Below are 18,082 nucleotides of genomic sequence, written 5' to 3'. Positions count from 1 at the left end.
GCATGGGCTTATCGTAAGTCAATCGATATCGTGATGGGGTGACCGAACGCCGCGACCTCGCCGCGATGCTCCATCCGCTGGTGAAGGCCCTGATCGCCGCGGAGATCCGGGTGCTGGAGCCCCACGGGATCTCCATGTGGGCCTATGTGGTGCTCAGCGCGCTGGACGACGGGCCGGTGCGTACCCAGGCCGCGCTCGCGGAGGCGGTCGGCGCCGACAAGACGCGCATCATCGGGACCCTCGACCGGCTTCAGGAGGCCGGGCTGATCACCCGTGAGCCGGATCCCGGCGACCGCAGGGCCCGGCTCCTGGCGATCACCGACGAGGGGCGGCGCAGGCGGCGGGCGGCGCGGGCCGACATCCAGGAAGGCGAGGAACGCCTGCTCGCGGCCCTGTCCCCCGCCGACCGCGAGGCTTTTCTCCGAGGGGCCGAGACGCTGGCCAATAATGTGGCCCCGTGACCCAGGACCCCACCGAGATCAGCCACTGGCGGGCCCTCCGTCTCCTCCAGGCCCGCATGGACGAGGACATCGCCCGCCTCTACACCGAGGCGCGCATCGACGGGCTCAAGCCCAGCTATGTGATGGAGCTGATCAAGCTGCATCTGCGGGGGCCGATGACCATCAAGGAACTGGCCGAGGCCGTGCAGCGTACGCACTCGGCGCTGAGCCAGAAGGTCGCCGCCATGCGGCGGGCGGGGCTGGTCGAGACCGTCACCGGCGCCGACGCCCGCAGCAAGCAGGTCATGCTGACCGAGCGGGCCACCGGCATGATCGACCGGCTGATGGCCGAGTGGCGCGCCACCGAGAGCGCCCTGGCCGAGCTCGAGTCCGAGATCCCCTACCCGCTCGGGCAGGTGGTCCTGGACGTCGAGCGGGCGCTGGAGCGCAGGAGCTTCCACGACCGCATCGCGGAGAAGCTCGCCGCCGACCCCGCGTGGATCAACCCGGAGGGCTGAAGACGGCCCGCATGCGGGCGCGCAACCAGGCGTGCGCCGGGTCGGCGTCGTGGCGGGGATGCCAGGCCTGCGAGAGCTCGATCGGGGGCAGGTCCACCGGGATCGGGAAGGTCACCAGGCCCAGGAGTTCCACCGCCGACCTGACCTGCCACTCGCCCGCCATGCCGACCAGGTCGGTCTCCCGCGCCAGGAGGAGGGAGGCGGTGAACGTCGGGACCGTTCCCCGCACCCGGCGGGAGAGACCCACGGCGGCCAGCGCGTCGTCGATCGGGCCGCGGGTACGCCCTCTGCGCGAGGCGATGACGTGCTCGGCGGCGGCGAAGCGCTCCGGTGTGATCGGGCCGTCCAGCAGCGGGTGCCCGGCCCGCACCACCCCCACGGGACGGTCGCGGACCAGCGGCTCGACCAGGGTTTCCGGCTCGGGGTCGGTGATGACGGTGACCTCCAGGTCGGCCAGGCCCTCACGCAGGACACGCTGGTCGCCCGGCCCCTCGGGGATGAAGCGCAACCGCACCCCCGGCGCCGAGACGGCCAGCTCGGTCAGCAGGGGCGCGGCCGCGGCCTGGATCACCGCGTCGGAGGCCTGCACCACGAAGTCGCGCACCAGCGTCGCCGGGTCCGGCTCGCCCGGCGGCGTGAACACCCGGCGCGCCGCCTCCACGACCGCGCGCACCTCCGCCCGCACGGCCAGCGCCCGCGGCGTCGGCACCATCCGCTGACCCGACCTGACCAGGATCGGATCTCCCATCGCCACCCGGATCCGGCCGAGCGTCCTGCTCATCGCCGGCTCGGACAGGTGCAGCCGCCGCGCGGCCCCGGAGACGCTGCCCTCGTCGAGCAGCACGTCGAGCGCGATCAGCAGGTCGAGACTCGGTTGCGTTTGACGCATATATCACCTGCCAAAGTTGCATTTGAGGTTAAGCCGGACTCCACCCTACGGTGAATCCGCGGAATCCATCCACCTCATGCCAAGGGGACATCCATGCCCGTCACCAGGCCCGGCCCGGTTCTCGCCGTCATGTCGGCCGCCGTGGTCGCGGCGATCGCCCTGGTCGCCGCCGTCAACCTCGCCCTGCCCACGCTCGCCGCGAGCGGCCTGCACCCGTCGCCGTCACAGCTCGTCTGGATCGTCGACTCCTACGTCCTGGTCTTCGCCTGCCTGCTCATCCCCGCCGGCGCGGCGGGAGACCGCTTCGGCCGCAAGGGCGTGCTGCTGGCCGGGCTCGGCGTGTTCGCGGCCGGTTGCCTGGCCGCCGCCCTCGCCCCGAACGTGGCCGTCCTGATCGCCGCCCGCGCGCTCAGCGGAGCGGGCGCGGCGATGATCATGCCCGCCTCGCTCGCCCTGTCCGTCCACGCCCACCCGCCGGAACGACGCGCTCACGCCGTCGCCGTCTGGACCGCCGCCACCGGCGTCGCCGGAGTGGCCGGCAACGTCGGCGGCGGGCTGATCATGCAGTTTCTGCCGTGGCAGGCGCTCTTCGCGGTGATGGTGCCCGTCGCCGCGGTCCTCGCGGTGCTCGCCGCCCGCCTGGCGCCCCGTGTGGCCCGGCACGAAGCCGCACTCGACCTGCTGGGCGCGGCGCTGCTGACCGCCGCGTCCATCGCGCTCGTCGGCGGCATCATCGAAGGCCCCGAGGCGGGCTGGACCAGCCCGGTAGTGCTCGCCGCCTTCGCCGGCGCGCTGCTGCTGTTCGCCTGGTTCACCGTCCACCAGTCCCGTACGGCCCTGCCGCTCCTCGACCCGAGGCTGTTTCGCGCGGCCGGGCTGCGCGCGGGCACCCTGGGCGTGGCGGTGACGTTCTTCGGGATGTTCGCCCTGTTCTTCGTCAACGCCCGCTATCTCCAGGAGGTCAAGGGCTTCTCCCCCTTGCTGACCGGGCTGGCGATCCTGCCGATGACGGTCCCGATGATCGTGCTCTCGCGGATGTCGGGCCGCCTGCCGCGGCTGCCCGCGGTGGCCGCCGGGCTCGCCGGCAACGTGGCCGGGCTGGTCCTGCTGTCGTTCGCCGACGCGGCGATGCCGTACCCGGTCTATGCGGCGGGGCTCGTGGTGATGGGCGCGGCCATGGGGTTGTGCCTGCCCGTGCTCTCCCACGAGATCATGGCGGCGCTGCCGTCCGAGCGGGCCGGGCTCGGATCGGGGCTCAACAGCGCCGCCCGCGAACTGGGCAGCGCCGTCGGCGTGGCGGTCATGGGAACGGTCGCCGCCGCGAGCGGCACCGGCGCCGCCTACCTGGTGGTGGCGGCCGTGGTGCTGGTGGGCGGCGCGGTCTCGCTGGGGTGGCTCGCGAGCCGGGCGGCGAGACCGCGCTCGGGTGACCCCGCGCGTCAGTACTCGTAGGCGCCGGCCTCGATGGCGCCGTCCTTGCCCACGGCTACTCCGGCCAGGTCGAGGTCGTCGACTTGGTAGTGCCGAGGTCGATGGCCGGGCCGCCGGCGCGCAGGCGCGGCGAGTCGGCGTACTTGCTGTCCGGGCTGTGCGGCGGCCGTAGAAGATCTCGACGGCCTCGCCGTGGCCCTTCACGACGGGCCTGGCGCCGGTGCCGTAGGCGTCGATCATGATGGGGGCGACGGTGCCCGAATCGGTGACGGCCAGCGGACCCGTCCAGGAGCCGCCCCTGCGCAGTGATTTACCCGTCCGCCTCGAAGAACGCCAGGATCACCGCGGCCACCGCCAGCGCGGGCTCCGACCACTCGGCGGGCTCCGGGGCGCCGAAAGGGCTCGCCATGATCCTTCGCGTGAGGACACCGGGGTCGGCCGGCGTCATGAGCACCAGTCCCCGCACGGTGGCGCCCGCCATCGCCGCCACGCTCTCGTAGGTGGCGCCGGGCCGCAGGCGCAGGCCGAAGAGCCCGGCCGCCTCCCGGTAGAACGCCGCCAGCCTGGCGGTCAGTGCCCGCTCAGAGGCGGCCAGCGCCTCGCACACCTCCTGCCGCAGCCCACCGTCGGGCAGGCTGAGGAACGTCGCGTGCAGGGCCAGGTAGGTGCGCCACTCGGCCGAGCGGTGAAACCCCTCGAACTCCTGCCAGGCCAGCCCGCGCAGCGCCTCTCCCGCGAGCGCGAGCCGCAGTCCGGGATCGCGCCGCCACTCCGCGTGCGCGCCGACCACCCGCCGCACGGCCGCGAGCGCCGCCGGCCCGTCTCCCGCGAGCGCCGGGGTCTCGCCCTTCGCGAGCTCCTTGAGCAGATCGCTGAAGAACAGGTCCTTGTACGGCCAGCGCCGGTACACCGCGCTCCTGGCCACCCCCGCCTCCCTGATGACCTCCTCGAAGCTGATGTGCTCCAGGCTCACGGTCAGCCCGGCCCTGCCGACCATGTCGAGCGCCGCCCGCAGCATGAGCCGCTCGGTCTCGGCGTCACTCAGCCGGCGGCGCCGCCTGGCCACCCCGGTCGGCTCGTCCGCCATTTGCCCACCCCTCCACGATTGAGACATGATGTTTCAAGTCTTATGTCCCAAATGTTAGCACGAGGTCTCCCCTTGAAAGCGTTCTTCATCCTGGTCACCGCGCTGTCGATACCGCTCTGGGTGGCAGGTGCGCTCGTGGACGTCACCGAGGACGCGCCGTTCGGCGTCTCGCTCGGCTCGCTGATGGTCTTCGTCCCCGGCGTCGCGGCGGCGATCCTGGTCCTGCGCGGGAAGGGCCGGTTGCGGCTCGGGCCCGCACCCGGCTGGGGCCGGGCGCTCGCCGCCGTGGCCGTCGGCCCCGTCCTGGGGATGGCGGCGTACCTGATCGGCCCGGCGGCCTGGACCGGCCTCGCGCAGCCGCTCGCCGCGCTGCCGCTCCTGTTCGCGGTCTTCGTGGTGCTGGCGGTCTTCGAGGAACTGGGCTGGACCGCCTATGCCACCGAGCCGCTGCGGGAGCGGTGGGGTCCCACCGGTGCCGGCCTCGTCCTGGGCGCGTTCTGGGCGGCCTGGCACCTGCCCGCCCTGCTCATGATGGGCAGAGGCGCCCTCTGGATCGCCGGGTGGACGCTGGGCACCGTCGCCCAGCGGGTGATCATGGTGTGGCTGTTCGACCGGACGGGGCGCGGCATGTGGGCGGTGGTCCTCATGCACGCCGGGGTCAACCTGTCCGTCACGATGACCCCGGGCTCCGCGAGCACCGCCCACCAGGTGATCTTCGGCCTCCTGCTCGCGGTCCCGGCCGCACTGGTCCTCCGTTACAACCTGCGGAGCAGGTAGGTGTCCATGATCCAGCCCTTGCGCTCGCGGGCCTCCGCGCGGAGCCGCCGGATCTCGCCGGCGACCTCGGGCACCGGCCCCTCGACCCGGATCTCGTCCGGCGTCCCCAGGTAGGCGCCCCAGTAGATGTGCCAGTCCGCCCCCAGGTCGCCGAAGGAGCAGTGCGCGTCGAGCATGACCAGGACGTCGTCGGCCGGCGGCCCCTCCGCCGCCAGGCGGCGGCCGGTGGTGATCTGGACCGGACGTCCGACGCGGGTGAGGCCGGCGCGGTGGGTGGCGGTCAGCGCGGAGATGCTGGTGATGCCGGGCACCACCGCGTACTCGAAGGTCACCCGGCCCGCCGCGAGGATCTCCTCGACGATGGCCAGCGTGCTGTCGTACAGGCCCGGATCGCCCCACACCAGGAAGGCCCCGGTCTGCCCGTCGGACAGTTCCTCGGCGATCAGCCGCTCGCAGACGGCCGCGCGGCGCGAGCGCCAGTCCTCGACCGCGCCGGTGTAGGCGGGTGTGGTGCGGTCCCGCTCCGGATCCTCCGCCTCCACGATCCGGTACGGCCGCCGCCCATGCTCCTCGATCATCCGCTGCCGGAGATCGACCAGGTCGTGCTTGGCCGCGCCCTTGTCGAGGACGAAGAAGACCTGCGCGGCGGCGATGGCCTTGACGCCCTGGAGCGTGAGGTGGTCGGGGTCACCGGCGCCGATGCCGATGATGAGGATGCGTTTCACCGGAGAGAGTCTGCCTTCGGAGGAGATGTCGGGCGCGATTACGATATCCCCGGTCGGCCAGAAGGAGATGTGTGAACCTGTTCGAGCAAGGTGACGGCTTTGCAGCATTCTGGGAGGAACGTCACCTCTGTACGCTCACCACGGTCCGGCCCGACGGCACCCCGCACGTGGTGCCGGTCGGGGTCACGGTCGACCTCGCGCAAGGCATCGCCCGGGTGATCACCTCGGGGACGTCGCAGAAGGCCAGGTACGCCGCCCACGGAGCCCCGGTCGCCGTCTGCCAGGTGGACGGGCGGCGCTGGTCGACGCTCGAAGGCCGGGCCGTACTCAGAGACGAGCCCGAGCAGGTCGCCGACGCCGAGCGGCGCTACACCGCCCGCTACAAGCCGCCACGCGTCAATCCGGCCCGCGTGGTCATCGAGATCCACGTCACGCGCGTGCTGGGCAACGTGTGATCACCGTCGTCGGCATCGGCGCGGACGGCTGGGCGGGACTGGCGCCCGGCTCGCGGGCCGCACTCGAACGCGCCGAAGTGATCATGGGCAGTGCCCGGCAGCTCGGCACGCTGCCGCCGTCCGGGGCCGGGCGCGTCACCTGGCCCTCGCCGCTGCTGCCCGCGCTCGAAGGTCTCGTCGAGTCGCACCGCGACCGCGCGGTCTGCGTACTGGCCAGCGGCGATCCGATGTTCTTCGGGATCGGTTCGACGCTGGTCAGGCTGCTCGGCGCCGGACGTCTCACGGTGCTCCCCCACGTCTCCTCGCTGTCGCTGGCATGCGCGCGGCTCGGCTGGCCGGTCGAGGGCGTCGAGGTGATCAGCCTGGTCGGCCGGCCGGTGGCCGCGCTCAACGCCGCGATCTCGCCGGGGCGGCGCCTGGCCGTGCTCGGGTCCGGGCGTACCTCACCCGCCGACGTCGCCGCCCTGCTCACCGCGCGCGGATACGGCCGCAGCGCGCTCACGGTCCTGTCCGACCTCGGCTCCGACACCGAGACCCACCTGAACGGCACCGCCGCCGCCTGGGCCGGCGAACCGGGCTCCGCGCTGAACGTCATCGCCGTCACCTGCCGCCCCGACCCCGGCGTGGAGCCGCTGGCCCGCGTACCCGGCCTGCCCGACACCGCCTTCGAGCACGACGGGCAGCTCACCAAGCGCGAGGTCCGCGCGGTCACCCTGTCGCGGCTGGCCCCGCTGCCGGGCGAGCACCTCTGGGACGTCGGCGCCGGAGCGGGCAGCATCGCGATCGAATGGATGCGCTCCCATCCCTCCTGCACGGCCACCGCCGTGGAGAGCCACCCCGCCAGGGCCGCCGCCATCCGCAGGAACGCCGGCACCCTGGGCGTACCCGGCCTGGAGATCGTCGAGGCCCGCGCGCCCGAGGGGCTGTCCGGGCTGCCCGAGCCGGACGCGGTCTTCGTCGGCGGCGGGCTCACGGTGCCCGGGATGCTGGAGACGTGCTGGTCCGTACTGCGCCCCGGCGGACGGCTGGTGGCGAACGCGGTCACGCTGGAGTCGGAGGCCCTCACCGTCCGCTGGCAGGCCGAGCGCGGCGGCGACCTGGTGCGGCTGTCGGTGCAGCGGGCCGGGCCCGTGGGCGGGTTCACCGCGTGGCGGCCGATGATGCCGGTGACCGTGTGGTCGGTCACGAAGCCTGACGAAGGGGATGCGTCGTGACCGTGTACTTCATCGGAGCCGGGCCGGGGGCGGCCGACCTGGTCACCGTTCGCGGGCTGCGGGTGCTGGAGCGGGCGCCGGTGTGCCTCTACGCCGGGTCGCTGGTGCCGCGGGAACTGCTGGAGTCCTGCCCGGCCGGGGCCCGGCTGGTGGACACCGCGAACCTGACGCTCGACCAGATCGTCGCCGAGTTCGAGACCGCGCACGCCGCCGGGCACGACGTGGCCAGGCTGCACTCGGGTGACCCGTCGGTGTTCAGCGCCGTGGCCGAGCAGATGCGGCGGCTGGACGCGATCGGCGTGCCGTACGAGGTGGTGCCGGGGGTTCCCGCGTTCGCCGCCGCGGCGGCGGCGCTGGGCAGGGAGCTGACCGTGCCGGGCGTCGGGCAGACCGTGGTGCTGACCCGCGTGTCCGGGCGGGCCACGCCGATGCCGCCGGGCGAGGACCTGGCCACGCTGGGGGCGAGCGGCGCCACGATGGTGCTGCACCTGGCCGTGCAGCGCATCGACCAGGTGGTCGAGGAACTGCTGCCGTCCTACGGCGCCGGGTGCCCGGTGGCCGTGGTGGCGCGGGCCAGCAGGGACGACGAGCTGATCCTGCGCGGAACCCTGTCCGACATCGCCGCCCGGGTGCACGAGGCCGGGGTGAAGCGCACGGCGGTGATCGTGGTGGGCCGGGTGCTGTCGGCCTCGGAGTTCCCCGACAGCCACCTGTACAGCGCCGCCCGACCCCGCCCATGACCCCGCCCGTGACCCCGCCCACAGGCCCGCCCGCGGATCCGCCCGTGGACCCGCCCGTGGATCCGCCCGGAGGCCTTTCCGAGCTCCCGCCTGCGGGTCCGTCCATGGGTCCGCCTTCGCGTCCCGTCGCGGGCTCGCGCCGCGGCGGGGTGCTGATTCTCGGGGGTACGGCGGAGGCCAGGGCGCTGGCCGCCGAGCTGGTGCCCTCCGGCATGCGGGTGGTGTCGTCGCTGGCCGGGCGGGTCACGAATCCGCGGCTGCCGGTGGGCGAGGTGCGCGAGGGCGGGTTCGGCGGCCCCGACGGGCTGGCCCGGTGGATCGCGGCCGAAGGGGTCGAGAGGCTCGTGGACGCGACCCACCCGTTCGCCGAGCGGATGAGCGCCTCGGCCGCCGAGGCCGCCGCCCTGGCCGGGGTGCCGTTGCTGGTGCTGCGCCGTCCCGGCTGGCAGGAGGGGCCGGACGACCGGTGGCGCCGCGTGCCCTCCCTGCCCGCGGCGGCCGGCGAACTGGACCGGGAGTTCCCCGGCGGGCGGGTGTTCCTGACGACGGGACGGCGGAGCCTGCCGGTGTTCGCCGGGCTCACCTCGATGTGGTTCCTGGCCAGATCGGTGGATCCGCCCGAGCCGCCGGTGCCCGCGAACGCGCACGTGCTGCTGGACCGCGGGCCGTACACCGTGGAGGGTGAGCGCGCGCTCATCGGCGGGCACCGCCTCGACGTGCTGGTCACCAAGGACAGCGGCGGCTCCATGACGAGCGCGAAGCTGGTCGCGGCCCGGGAGGCGGGACTCCCGGTGATCATGGTGGATCGGCCGCCGCTGCCCGCGGGGGTGCGGCTGGTGGAGAGCGCGGGCGAGGCGGCGGCCTGGGTTCAGGCCGGGTAGCGGCGCGGGGTGTAGACGGCGCCGCTCTCGCTCACCCGGGTGGTCGAGGAGCCGATGATCAGCAGGCAGCGCATGTCCACGTCGGCCGGGTCGAGACCGGCCAGCGTGGTGACGGTGATCGACTCCCGCGGCCCGCCGACGTCGCGGCCGATCACCACCGGTGTGCCCGGCGCGCGGTGCTCAAGCAGCAGGTCACGCGCGGCGCCCACCTGCCAGGTACGGCTGCGCGAGGCCGGGTTGTACAACGCCAGCACCAGGTCGGCCCGCGCCGCGGCGCGCAGCCGCTCGGCCACCACCTCCCACGGCTTGAGCAGGTCAGACAGGGACAGTACGCAGTAGTCGTGCCCCAGCGGCGCCCCCACCCGCCCGGCCACGGCCTGCGCGGCGGTCAGCCCCGGCACCACTCGCACCGGCACGCCGGGGAAGTCGGACGCCGCCTCCAGCACCGCGCTGGCCATCGCGAACACGCCCGGATCGCCGGAGGAGACGACCGCCACCCGGGCGCCGTCGCGCGCCATCTCCAGCGCGTGCCTGGCCCGCTCGGCCTCGACCCGGTTGTCGGTGCGGTGGCGGCGCTGGCGCGGGTTCGGCTGGACGCGGTCCACGTAGGGGCCGTAGCCGACCAGGTCGGTGGCGGCGGCCAGCGCCTCCTGCGCCTCCGGCGTGAGCCACGGCCGCCCGGCGGGCCCGAGCCCGACCACGACGACCTCGCCCGGCCCCTGCCCCGCCGGCTTCTCGGGCACGAACGTGTGCTCGGCCGGGCTCGGCAGCAGCGCCAGCGAGAAGTACGGGACGCCCTCGGGATCCACGTCCTTCAGCGGCGCGACCCGCTGGGCGCCCATGGTGGCGCGTTCCACGTACCAGGCGTCGTCCAGCCGTCCGGCCTCGGCCAGCGCGTCGCGTACCTTCTCGAAGGTACGGCCCAGCTTCAGCACCGCCGCCGAGTCGGTGGCGCGCAGCTTCTCGGCCAGCACCTCGCCGGGCAGGGTGCCGGGCAGCACGGTCAGCGTCTCGTCCCGCTCGACCAGGGGACGGCCGAGCACCGCCGACGCCCCGCTGATCGAGGTGACGCCCGGCACCACCTCGGTCGGGTAGCGGTGGGCCAGGCGCTTGTGCATGTGCATGTAGGAGCCGTAGAAGAGCGGGTCGCCCTCGCTCAGCACCACGACCGTCCGCCCGGCGTCGAGGTGGGCGGCGAGCCTGGCGGCGCACTCGACGTAGAAGTCGTCCAGCGCGCCCTGGTAGCCGCCCGGGTGGTCGGTGGTCTCCGTGGTCAGCGGGTAGAGCAGCAACTCTTCGATCTGCCCTTCCCGCAGGTACGGCAGGGCGATCGAACGGGCGATGCTGCGTCCGTGCCGGGCGGCGTGGTAGGCGATGACGTCGGCCTCGCCGATCAGCCTGGCCGCCTTCACCGTGATCAGCTCCGGATCCCCAGGTCCGAGCCCCACCCCGAAAAGCCGCCCGGCGCCCGCCGCCCGCTCGCTGTCCGCCGCCGGCTCTCTGCCCGCCGCGCGCTCGTTGTGTTCCATCACTCCACCTCGCTGGCGATGGCGTTGACCGCCGCCGCCGTCATCGCGCTGCCGCCGCGCCTGCCGCGCACCACGAGGTGCTCAAGCCCGCTCTCGGCCAGCGCCTGCTTGGACTCGGCCGCGCCGATGAACCCCACGGGAATCCCCAGCACCGCCGCCGGTCTCGGCCCGCCCTCCGCGACGATCTCCAGCAGCCGGAACAGTGCCGTGGGCGCGTTGCCTATCGCCACGACGGAGCCGTCCAGCCGGTCGCGCCAGAACTCCAGCGCCGCCGCGCTGCGCGTGGTGCCGAGCTTCTCCGCCAGTTCGGCCACGCCGGGCGCGCCGAGCGTGCAGATCACCTCGTTGCCGGCGGGCAGCCTGCGCCTGGTCACGCCGGAGGCCACCATCATGGCGTCGCACAGGATCGGCGCCCCCGCCCCGAGCGCCGCGCGCGCGTCCCCGACCACGCGCGGCGACCAGCCGAGATCGCCGACCAGGTCGGTCATCCCGCATGAGTGGATCATCCGCACCGCCACCTGGGCCACGTCGGCCGGGAGCCCGGACAGGTCCGTCTCGGCGCGGATGGTGGCGAACGAACGCCGGTAGATCTCGGCGCCGTCGCGTATGTAGTCGCTCACTTCTGCCTTTCTTGGTATCCGTCGCCGGTCGCGACCATCTCGACGACCCGGCCCTTGGGCAGGCCGCAGCGGCGCTCGCAGCCTGCCCAGTGCACGGGCAGTTCCGGGCGGCGCTCACGGGCGGCCACCCACTGGGCGGCGTCGTGCTGGACGTCGGCCAGGGACTTGGCGCAGCCGGGGCTGCCGGTGCACGCGCTCACCCCTGTCCAGGGGGAGTCCGGGTCGGTGACCAGGCCGGATCCGGTCAGGTCGGGTGCTTCGGCGAGGTCGAGGAGCACGACGGTACGCCAGGGCGTGAGCCGTACCGGGACATCGAGGTCGGCGAGCAGGCGCGCCTGGGCCGCGGTCAGGCGCCCGAGCGGGACCACGGCCTCCACCGCCACCCGCCCGTCCGGCAGCGCGACCACCCCGGCCCCGCGCGCCCGCTGCGGGGAGGCCACCGCGGCGGCGGCCTGGACGCGGGCGGCGCTGAGGCGGGCGGCGACGCGGGCGGGGCCGTCGGGGAGTTCGGCGACGCGCCAGGCGCCGCTGTCCGCGCGCTCGGCCAGGAAGGCTCGCGCGGCGGCCAGGAGGATGTCCACTCCGTCGCCGGGCGTCGAGAAGGGCGTACCGGCCAGCAGGATGCCGTCCTCGACCAGGGTGACGTCGGCGCCCAGCGAGGCGACGTCGCCGGTGCCGTCGTCCAGGGCGAACAGGAAGCGGCCGGGCAGGCCGGCCAAGGCGGGGTCGGCGCACAGGGCGCGGTCCAGCGCCTCCACGAGGGGGTGGGTGGCGAAGCCGGTCAGCCGCCCGCCGAGCGGCGAGGCGACGATGTTGCGCACCCGCTCGTGCGTCGGCGAGGGCAACAGGCCCACCGCGGCCATCCGGTCGGCGAAGACCGCCGGAGATTCCACCGCACGCACCTGGACGTTGGCGCGCGAGGTCAGCTCGATCCCGCTCGCGCCAAAGGCGGCCAGCTCACGCAGCTGAGCTGGGGTGATGGCACCGCCGGGCAGGCGGATCCTGGCCAGCGGGCCGTCCGCCGCGGCGTGCGTCTGTAGCGCTCCCGGACAGGCATCTGGGCGGAGACGTCCGGAAAAGTCGGCTATGGACACGATGAGGATGGTAACGCCAGTAGGCTCACCCTTAGGCGACGGCAATGGGAGGAAGCCGGTGAGAAACCGGCGCGGTCCCGCCACTGTGACCGGGAAGCGAACCCCACCACAGGCCACTGTCCAGCGATGGGCGGGAAGGCCGGGGTGAGCATGGATCCGGGAGCCAGGAGACTCCTGCCGTCGCGACACCTGCGAACGGGGCGAGGACCCCGAGGGAGGACTGCGGCGTGCCTGGCGTTCTGCTGCTCTCTACATCCGACACCGACCTGCTGAGCGCGCGCGCCAGCGGCGCTGACTACCGCCTGGGCAACCCCGCCAGGTTGCTCACCGACGACCTGCCCGCGCTCGTGGACGGCGTCGACCTGATCGTGGTCCGGCTGCTCGGCGGCCGCCGCGCGTGGGAGGAAGGCCTCGACGCGCTGCTCGCCGGCCCACGCCCGGTCGTCGTGCTCGGCGGCGAGCAGGCCCCCGACGCCGAGCTGATGGAACTGTCCACGGTGAGCGCGGGCGTCGTCGCCGAGGCGCACGCCTACCTCGCGCACGGCGGCCCCGCCAACCTCGCCGAGTTGCACGGCTTCCTGTCCGACACGGTCCTCCTGACCGGGTACGGCTTCGCCCCACCGGCCCCCATGCCCTCCTGGGGCCCGCTGGAGCGCGACTCCAAGGCCACCGAGGGCCCCGTGATCGGCGTCCTGTACTACCGGGCCCACCACGTGGCCGGCAACACCGCGTTCGTGGAGTCCCTGTGCCGGGCGATCGAGGAGTCGGGCGGCCGGCCGCTGCCGGTGTACTGCTCCTCGCTCAGAACGGCAGAACCGGCGCTCCTCGACGTCCTGCGCACCGCCGACGCCCTGGTCGTGACCGTCCTGGCGGCGGGCGGCTCCCGTCCGGCCACCGCGGGCGCGGGCGGCGACGACGAGGCGTGGGACGTCGGCGCGCTGGCCACCCTGGACGTCCCGATCCTGCAAGGACTCTGCCTGACCAGCGGCAAGAAGGAGTGGGAGGACAACGACGACGGCCTGTCCCCGCTCGACGCCGCCTCGCAGGTGGCCATCCCCGAGTTCGACGGCCGGATCATCACGGTGCCGTTCTCGTTCAAGGAGATCGACGAGGACGGCCTGACCGTCTACACGGCCGACCCCGAGCGAGCCCGCCGCGTGGCCGGGATCGCGGTGCGCCACGGCCTGCTCAGGCACACGCCGCCGGCCGAGCGGCGGCTCGTGGTCATGCTGTCGGCGTACCCGACCAAGCACTCCAGGGTCGGCAACGCGGTCGGCCTGGACACCCCCGCGAGCACGGTCGGGCTGCTGGCCAGGCTGGCCGAGGCCGGCTACGACCTCGGCGAAGGCTTCCCCGGGGTCGCCGAGCAGGACGGCGACGCGCTCATCCACGCGCTGATCGCCGCCGGCGGCCAGGACCAGGACTGGCTGACCGAGGAACACCTGGCGGGAAACCCGGTGCGCATCCCCGCCGCCGACTACGAGCGCTGGTACCGCACACTGCCCGCGGACCTGCGCGCCGGCATGGAACGGCACTGGGGTACGCCGCCCGGCGAGCTGTTCGTGCACGAGGGCGACATCGTGCTGGCGGCCCTGCGCGCGGGCAACGTGGTGGTCATGGTCCAGCCGCCGCGCGGCTTCGGCGAGAACCCGATCGCCATCTACCACGACCCCGACCTGCCGCCGAGCCACCACTACCTGGCCGCCTACCGCTGGTTGTCGGCGGAGTTCGGCGCGCACGCGATGGTGCACGTCGGCAAGCACGGCAACCTGGAGTGGCTGCCCGGCAAGTCGGCCGGGATGTCGGCCTCCTGCGGCACCGACGCCGCGATCGGCGACCTGCCGCTCATCTACCCGTTCCTGGTCAACGACCCGGGCGAGGGTACGCAGGCCAAGCGGCGGGCGCACGCGGTGCTGGTGGACCACATGGTGCCGCCGATGGCCAGGGCCGAGTCCTATGGCGACATCGCCCGCCTGGAACAACTCCTGGACGAGCACGCCTCCATCGCCGCCATGGACCCGGCCAAGCTGCCCGCGATCAGGGCGCAGATCTGGACGCTGATCCAGGCCGCCCGGCTCGACCACGACCTGGGCATGGCCGACCGGCCGCACGACACCGAGTTCGACGACTTCATCCTGCACGTGGACGGCTGGCTGTGCGAGGTGAAGGACGCGCAGATCCGCGACGGCCTGCACGTGCTCGGCCAGGCGCCGGAGGGGCCCGCCCGGGTGGGGCTGGTGCTGGCGATCCTGCAGGCCAGGCAGATGTGGGCGGGCAAGGAGTCGCTGCCGGGTCTGCGCCAGGCGCTCGGGCTGACCGAGGACGGCAGCGCGTCGCTGAAGGACGTGGACCGGGTCGAGGCCACCGCCCGCGCGCTGGTGGAGGCGATGGAGGAACGCGGCTGGACGGTGGAGGCCGCCGCGGCGGTGGCGCCCAGCGCCGAGGTGGAGCGCATCCTCCGCTTCGCCGCCACCGAGGTCGTGCCCAGGCTGGCGCGTACCACCGACGAGATCGACCACGTCCTGCACGCCCTGAACGGCGGGTACGTCCCCGCCGGGCCCAGCGGTTCGCCGCTGCGCGGGCTGGTCAACGTCCTGCCGACCGGCCGCAACTTCTACTCCGTCGACCCCAGGGCGGTCCCGAGCCGGCTGGCGTGGGAGACCGGCCAGGCCATGGCCGACTCGCTCCTGGAGCGCTACCGCACCGACACCGGCGACTGGCCGCGCTCGGTGGGCCTGTCGGTCTGGGGCACCAGCGCCATGCGGACCGCGGGCGACGACGTGGCCGAGGTCCTGGCGCTGCTGGGCATCCGCCCGGAATGGGATGAGGCCTCCCGCCGCGTGGCGGGCCTCGCGCCGATCCCGCTGGAGGAGCTCGGCCGCCCCCGCATCGACGTGACCGTCCGCATCAGCGGCTTCTTCCGCGACGCCTTCCCGCACGTCGTGGCGATGCTCGACGACGCGGTACGGCTCGCCGCCGGCCTGGACGAGGCCGACGAAGACAACTACGTCCGCGCCCACGTCAAGGAGGAGACGCACGGCGACGAGCGCCGGGCCACGATGCGCATCTTCGGCTCGGCCCCCGGCGCCTACGGGGCGGGCATCCTGCCGCTCATCGACAGCCGCAACTGGCGCGACGACGCCGACCTGGCCGAGGTGTACGCGGTGTGGGGCGGCTACGCCTACGGCCGCGACCTGGAGGGCGTGCCCGCGCGCGCCGACATGGAGAGCGCCTACCGCCGGATCGCCGTCGCCGCCAAGAACGTCGACACCCGCGAGCACGACATCGCCGACTCCGACGACTACTTCCAGTACCACGGCGGCATGGTCGCCACCGTCCGCGCCCTGACCGGCAAGGCCCCCGCCGCCTACGTCGGCGACAGCACCCGCCCGGACGCCGTCCGCACCCGCACCCTGTCGGAGGAGACCTCCCGGATCTTCCGCGCCCGCGTCGTCAACCCGAACTGGCTGGCCGCGATGCGCAGACACGGCTACAAGGGCGCGTTCGAGCTGGCCGCGACCGTCGACTACCTGTTCGGCTACGACGCCACCACCGGCGTCATGGCCGACTGGATGTACGACAAGCTCGCCGCCGCGTACGTGCTGGACCCGGAGAACCAGGCGTTCATGGCCAAGTCGAACCCGTGGGCGCTGCACGGCATCGCCGAACGGCTTCTGGAGGCGGCCGAGCGGGACATGTGGGAGCACCCGGACCCGGAGATCCTGCGGGGTGTGCAGGAGGTCTACCTCAAGACCGAGGGCGACCTGGAGGACGACACCAGCCGCTGAGCCAGCACCGGGCTGCCCGCCCAGTGCAGGTGCAGGTAGGAGGCGGTGAGCAGGGCGTCGCCGTAGCCGTCGGCGCCGCCCTCCCACCGGTACAGGGCCCAGCCGCCCAGGTCGGCGGCGGTCCGGTGGAACTCGTGGCCCCTGAACCGCTCGCCCGGCCGGGTGAGCAGCGACCGGCTGACCGCCGTGGCCTCCCGGTAGCCGAGCGTCAGCTTGCCCGTCATCCGGGCCTTGCCGGGGACCCTGCCGCACATGCGCCGGCCGTCGAGCTCCTCGCACAGGTACAGCAGCCCGGCGCACTCGGCGGCGATCGGCCCGTCGAAGGCGGCCACCCGGGCGCGCAACGGCTCGTTGGCGGCCAGTTCGGCGGCGTAGACCTCGGGGAAGCCGCCACCGATGATCACCGCGCCGGTGCCGTCGGGGAGCTTCTCGTCGTGCAACGGGTCGAAGACGGCGATCTCGGCTCCGGCCGCGCGCAGCAGCTCGACGTGCTCGGTGTAGCCGAACGTGAACGCCGCGCCGCCCGCCACCGCCACGACCGGCCCGGCCTTCCCGGCCGGTTCGGCTTTCACTTCGGCCGCCGGGTTCCAGGGGGTTCCGGGGAGGGCGGGGGCGGTGGCGGCGAGCCGTACCAGAGCGTCGAGGTCGCAGGAGCGGGACACCAGCTCGCCCAGGCGCGCCACCGAGGAGACCGCTTCCGCCTCGCGTTCGGCGGCCGGGATCAGGCCCAGGTGGCGGGAGGGGGTGGCCACGGCGTCGTCGCGGCGGATGGCGCCCAGAACCGGCACGCCGGCCGCGTCCAGGGCGGCGCGGCACAGTTCCTCGTGCCGGTCGGAGCCGACGCGGTTGAGCACCACGCCGCCGACGCGCACGCGCGGGTCGAACGTGGCGAAGCCGTGCGCCACCGCGGCCACGGAGCGGCTCTGCCTGGCCGCGTCCACCACCAGCACGACCGGCGCGGCCAGCAGCCTGGCGACGTGGGCGGTGGAGGCGAAGTCCGTCTCCCCCTTGCCGTCGAACAGCCCCATCACGCCCTCGACCACCGCCACGTCGCACCCCGCCGCGCCGTGCAGGAACAGCGGCGCCACCCGCTCCTCCCCGGCGAGCCACGGGTCGAGGTTGCGCCCGGGGCGGCCGGTGGCCAGGGCGTGGTAGCCGGGGTCGATGTAGTCGGGGCCGACCTTGTGCGGCGAGACCCGGAGCCCGCGCGCCCGCAGCGCCGCCATGAGCCCCGTGGCCACCGTCGTCTTCCCGCTGCCCGACGACGGCGCCGCGACGACCAGCCGCGGGATCACCACTCGATGCCTTTCTGCCCCTTCTGCCCGGCGTCCATGGGGTGGCGTACCTTGCCCATCTCCGTGACCAGGTCGGACACCTCCAGCAGCCGCTCCGGCGCGTCCCTGCCGGTGATCACCACGTGCTGGTTGCCCGGCCGCCCCGCCAGCGTGGCGAGCACGTCGTCCAGATCCAGCCAGCCCCACTTCAGCGGGTACGTGAACTCGTCCAGCACGTAGAAACGGTAGGTCTCGGCGGCCAGGTCGCGCTTGATCTGCTCCCAGCCCTCGCGGGCGTCGGCCGCGTGGTCCTCCTCGGTGCCGGGACGCTGGATCCACGACCAGCCCTCGCCCATCTTGTGCCAGCTCACCGAGCCGCCCTCGCCCGACTCTCCCAGCACCAGCAGCGCCCGCTCCTCGCCGATGCGCCACTTCGCCGACTTCACGAACTGGAACACCCCGATCGGCCAGCCCTGGTTCCACGCCCGCAGCGCCATCCCGAACGCCGCCGTGGACTTGCCCTTACCCGGACCCGTGTGCACCATCAGCAACGGCCGGGTACGCCGCTGGCGCGTGGTCAGCCCGTCCTCCGGCACGACGCTCGGCTTGCCCTGCGGCAT

Annotated in this window: 17 protein-coding genes and 1 riboswitch; of the genes, 9 read left to right on the top strand and 8 right to left on the bottom strand. The window is 73.8% G+C overall.

Annotation, left to right across the window (positions count from 1 at the left end; all coding sequences use genetic code 11):
- Positions 1-38: 38 nt before the first annotated feature.
- A complete protein-coding gene (locus tag ACIBHY_RS34565) occupies positions 39-461 on the top strand; it encodes a MarR family winged helix-turn-helix transcriptional regulator (RefSeq protein WP_397252621.1) in 423 nt (140 codons plus the stop codon).
- Complete coding sequence (locus ACIBHY_RS34560; RefSeq protein ID WP_397308888.1) at positions 458-958, top strand: MarR family winged helix-turn-helix transcriptional regulator; 501 nt, start codon at positions 458-460, stop codon at positions 956-958. Before ACIBHY_RS34565 ends, ACIBHY_RS34560 begins: the two co-directional genes overlap by 4 nt.
- On the opposite strand, the gene ACIBHY_RS34555 is transcribed toward ACIBHY_RS34560, so the two are convergent.
- Positions 942-1,847 carry a LysR family transcriptional regulator gene (locus ACIBHY_RS34555; protein WP_397308887.1) on the bottom strand — a complete coding sequence of 302 codons (906 nt, stop codon included), beginning with the start codon at positions 1,845-1,847 and terminating at the stop codon, positions 942-944. The two genes, ACIBHY_RS34560 and ACIBHY_RS34555, sit on opposite strands and share 17 nt — an antisense overlap.
- A gap of 93 nt (positions 1,848-1,940) precedes the next feature.
- Between ACIBHY_RS34555 and ACIBHY_RS34550 the strand changes: the two genes are divergently transcribed.
- Positions 1,941-3,299 carry an MFS transporter gene (locus ACIBHY_RS34550; RefSeq protein ID WP_397308886.1) on the top strand — a complete coding sequence of 453 codons (1,359 nt, stop codon included), beginning with the start codon at positions 1,941-1,943 and terminating at the stop codon, positions 3,297-3,299.
- A 289-nt stretch (positions 3,300-3,588) separates the two neighbouring features.
- On the opposite strand, the gene ACIBHY_RS34545 is transcribed toward ACIBHY_RS34550, so the two are convergent.
- The gene (locus tag ACIBHY_RS34545) at positions 3,589-4,365 is read right to left on the bottom strand and encodes a TetR/AcrR family transcriptional regulator (protein WP_397252625.1); all 777 of its coding nucleotides are present in this window, start codon (positions 4,363-4,365) and stop codon (positions 3,589-3,591) included.
- Positions 4,366-4,437: 72 nt separating this feature from the next.
- Between ACIBHY_RS34545 and ACIBHY_RS34540 the strand changes: the two genes are divergently transcribed.
- Complete coding sequence (locus ACIBHY_RS34540) at positions 4,438-5,142, top strand: CPBP family intramembrane glutamic endopeptidase (RefSeq protein ID WP_397252626.1); 705 nt, start codon at positions 4,438-4,440, stop codon at positions 5,140-5,142.
- Here the strand turns inward: ACIBHY_RS34540 and cobF are convergent.
- Positions 5,121-5,867, bottom strand: coding sequence for a precorrin-6A synthase (deacetylating) (gene cobF / locus ACIBHY_RS34535; protein WP_397308885.1), 747 nt, complete (start codon positions 5,865-5,867; stop codon positions 5,121-5,123). The genes ACIBHY_RS34540 and cobF overlap by 22 nt on opposite strands.
- A gap of 71 nt (positions 5,868-5,938) precedes the next feature.
- Here cobF and ACIBHY_RS34530 point away from each other — a divergent pair, with 71 nt between their 5' ends.
- The 4 genes from ACIBHY_RS34530 to ACIBHY_RS34515 all read left to right on the top strand — a co-directional run bounded on the left by ACIBHY_RS34530 (position 5,939) and on the right by ACIBHY_RS34515 (position 9,157).
- Positions 5,939-6,322: a PPOX class F420-dependent oxidoreductase gene (locus ACIBHY_RS34530; RefSeq protein WP_397252628.1), complete on the top strand. Its 384-nt coding sequence runs from the start codon at positions 5,939-5,941 to the stop codon at positions 6,320-6,322.
- Positions 6,319-7,536, top strand: coding sequence for a precorrin-6y C5,15-methyltransferase (decarboxylating) subunit CbiE (gene cbiE / locus ACIBHY_RS34525; RefSeq protein ID WP_397308884.1), 1,218 nt, complete (start codon positions 6,319-6,321; stop codon positions 7,534-7,536). The genes ACIBHY_RS34530 and cbiE overlap by 4 nt, the downstream gene beginning before the upstream one ends.
- Entirely contained in the window at positions 7,533-8,276 is a 744-nt protein-coding gene (cobM, locus tag ACIBHY_RS34520) for a precorrin-4 C(11)-methyltransferase (protein WP_397308883.1), read from the top strand. The genes cbiE and cobM overlap by 4 nt, the downstream gene beginning before the upstream one ends.
- 104 nt (positions 8,277-8,380) lie before the next feature.
- Positions 8,381-9,157 carry a cobalt-precorrin-6A reductase gene (locus ACIBHY_RS34515; RefSeq protein ID WP_397252631.1) on the top strand — a complete coding sequence of 259 codons (777 nt, stop codon included), beginning with the start codon at positions 8,381-8,383 and terminating at the stop codon, positions 9,155-9,157.
- Here the strand turns inward: ACIBHY_RS34515 and ACIBHY_RS34510 are convergent.
- The 3 genes from ACIBHY_RS34510 to ACIBHY_RS34500 all read right to left on the bottom strand — a co-directional run bounded on the left by ACIBHY_RS34510 (position 9,145) and on the right by ACIBHY_RS34500 (position 12,400).
- Complete coding sequence (locus tag ACIBHY_RS34510) at positions 9,145-10,686, bottom strand: precorrin-2 C(20)-methyltransferase (protein ID WP_397252632.1); 1,542 nt, start codon at positions 10,684-10,686, stop codon at positions 9,145-9,147. The genes ACIBHY_RS34515 and ACIBHY_RS34510 overlap by 13 nt on opposite strands.
- The gene (locus ACIBHY_RS34505) at positions 10,686-11,306 is read right to left on the bottom strand and encodes a precorrin-8X methylmutase (RefSeq protein ID WP_397252633.1); all 621 of its coding nucleotides are present in this window, start codon (positions 11,304-11,306) and stop codon (positions 10,686-10,688) included. The genes ACIBHY_RS34510 and ACIBHY_RS34505 overlap by 1 nt, the downstream gene beginning before the upstream one ends.
- Positions 11,303-12,400 carry a precorrin-3B synthase gene (locus tag ACIBHY_RS34500; protein ID WP_397308882.1) on the bottom strand — a complete coding sequence of 366 codons (1,098 nt, stop codon included), beginning with the start codon at positions 12,398-12,400 and terminating at the stop codon, positions 11,303-11,305. The genes ACIBHY_RS34505 and ACIBHY_RS34500 overlap by 4 nt, the downstream gene beginning before the upstream one ends.
- Positions 12,392-12,597, top strand: a riboswitch (cobalamin riboswitch). Its footprint overlaps the gene before it by 9 nt.
- Positions 12,598-12,627: 30 nt before the next feature.
- Here ACIBHY_RS34500 and cobN point away from each other — a divergent pair.
- Positions 12,628-16,188: a cobaltochelatase subunit CobN gene (gene cobN, locus ACIBHY_RS34495; protein ID WP_397252635.1), complete on the top strand. Its 3,561-nt coding sequence runs from the start codon at positions 12,628-12,630 to the stop codon at positions 16,186-16,188.
- Here cobN and ACIBHY_RS34490 read toward each other — a convergent pair.
- Both ACIBHY_RS34490 and cobO read right to left on the bottom strand, forming a co-directional pair.
- On the bottom strand, positions 16,143-17,483 hold the full coding sequence (locus ACIBHY_RS34490) for a cobyrinate a,c-diamide synthase (RefSeq protein ID WP_397308881.1): 1,341 nt from the start codon (positions 17,481-17,483) through the stop codon (positions 16,143-16,145). The genes cobN and ACIBHY_RS34490 overlap by 46 nt on opposite strands.
- Positions 17,480-18,082: a cob(I)yrinic acid a,c-diamide adenosyltransferase gene (cobO, locus tag ACIBHY_RS34485; RefSeq protein ID WP_397109489.1), complete on the bottom strand. Its 603-nt coding sequence runs from the start codon at positions 18,080-18,082 to the stop codon at positions 17,480-17,482. Before cobO ends, ACIBHY_RS34490 begins: the two co-directional genes overlap by 4 nt.

This window comes from Nonomuraea sp. NPDC050547 (assembly GCF_044457345.1).
Lineage (GTDB): Bacteria > Actinomycetota > Actinomycetes > Streptosporangiales > Streptosporangiaceae > Nonomuraea.
Note: the sequence above shows the minus strand (reverse complement) of the source record. Positions and strands in the feature narration are given on the sequence as shown.

Coding starts and splice junctions, on each gene's coding strand:
- ACIBHY_RS34510 (WP_397252632.1), bottom strand. CDS start 10,686: ATGGAACACAACGAGCGCGCGGCGGGCAGAGAGCCGGCGGCGGACAGC.
- cobO (WP_397109489.1), bottom strand. CDS start 18,082: ATGCCGCAGGGCAAGCCGAGCGTCGTGCCGGAGGACGGGCTGACCACG.
- ACIBHY_RS34550 (WP_397308886.1), top strand. CDS start 1,941: ATGCCCGTCACCAGGCCCGGCCCGGTTCTCGCCGTCATGTCGGCCGCC.
- ACIBHY_RS34515 (WP_397252631.1), top strand. CDS start 8,381: ATGGGTCCGCCTTCGCGTCCCGTCGCGGGCTCGCGCCGCGGCGGGGTG.
- ACIBHY_RS34555 (WP_397308887.1), bottom strand. CDS start 1,847: ATGCGTCAAACGCAACCGAGTCTCGACCTGCTGATCGCGCTCGACGTG.
- ACIBHY_RS34545 (WP_397252625.1), bottom strand. CDS start 4,365: ATGGCGGACGAGCCGACCGGGGTGGCCAGGCGGCGCCGCCGGCTGAGT.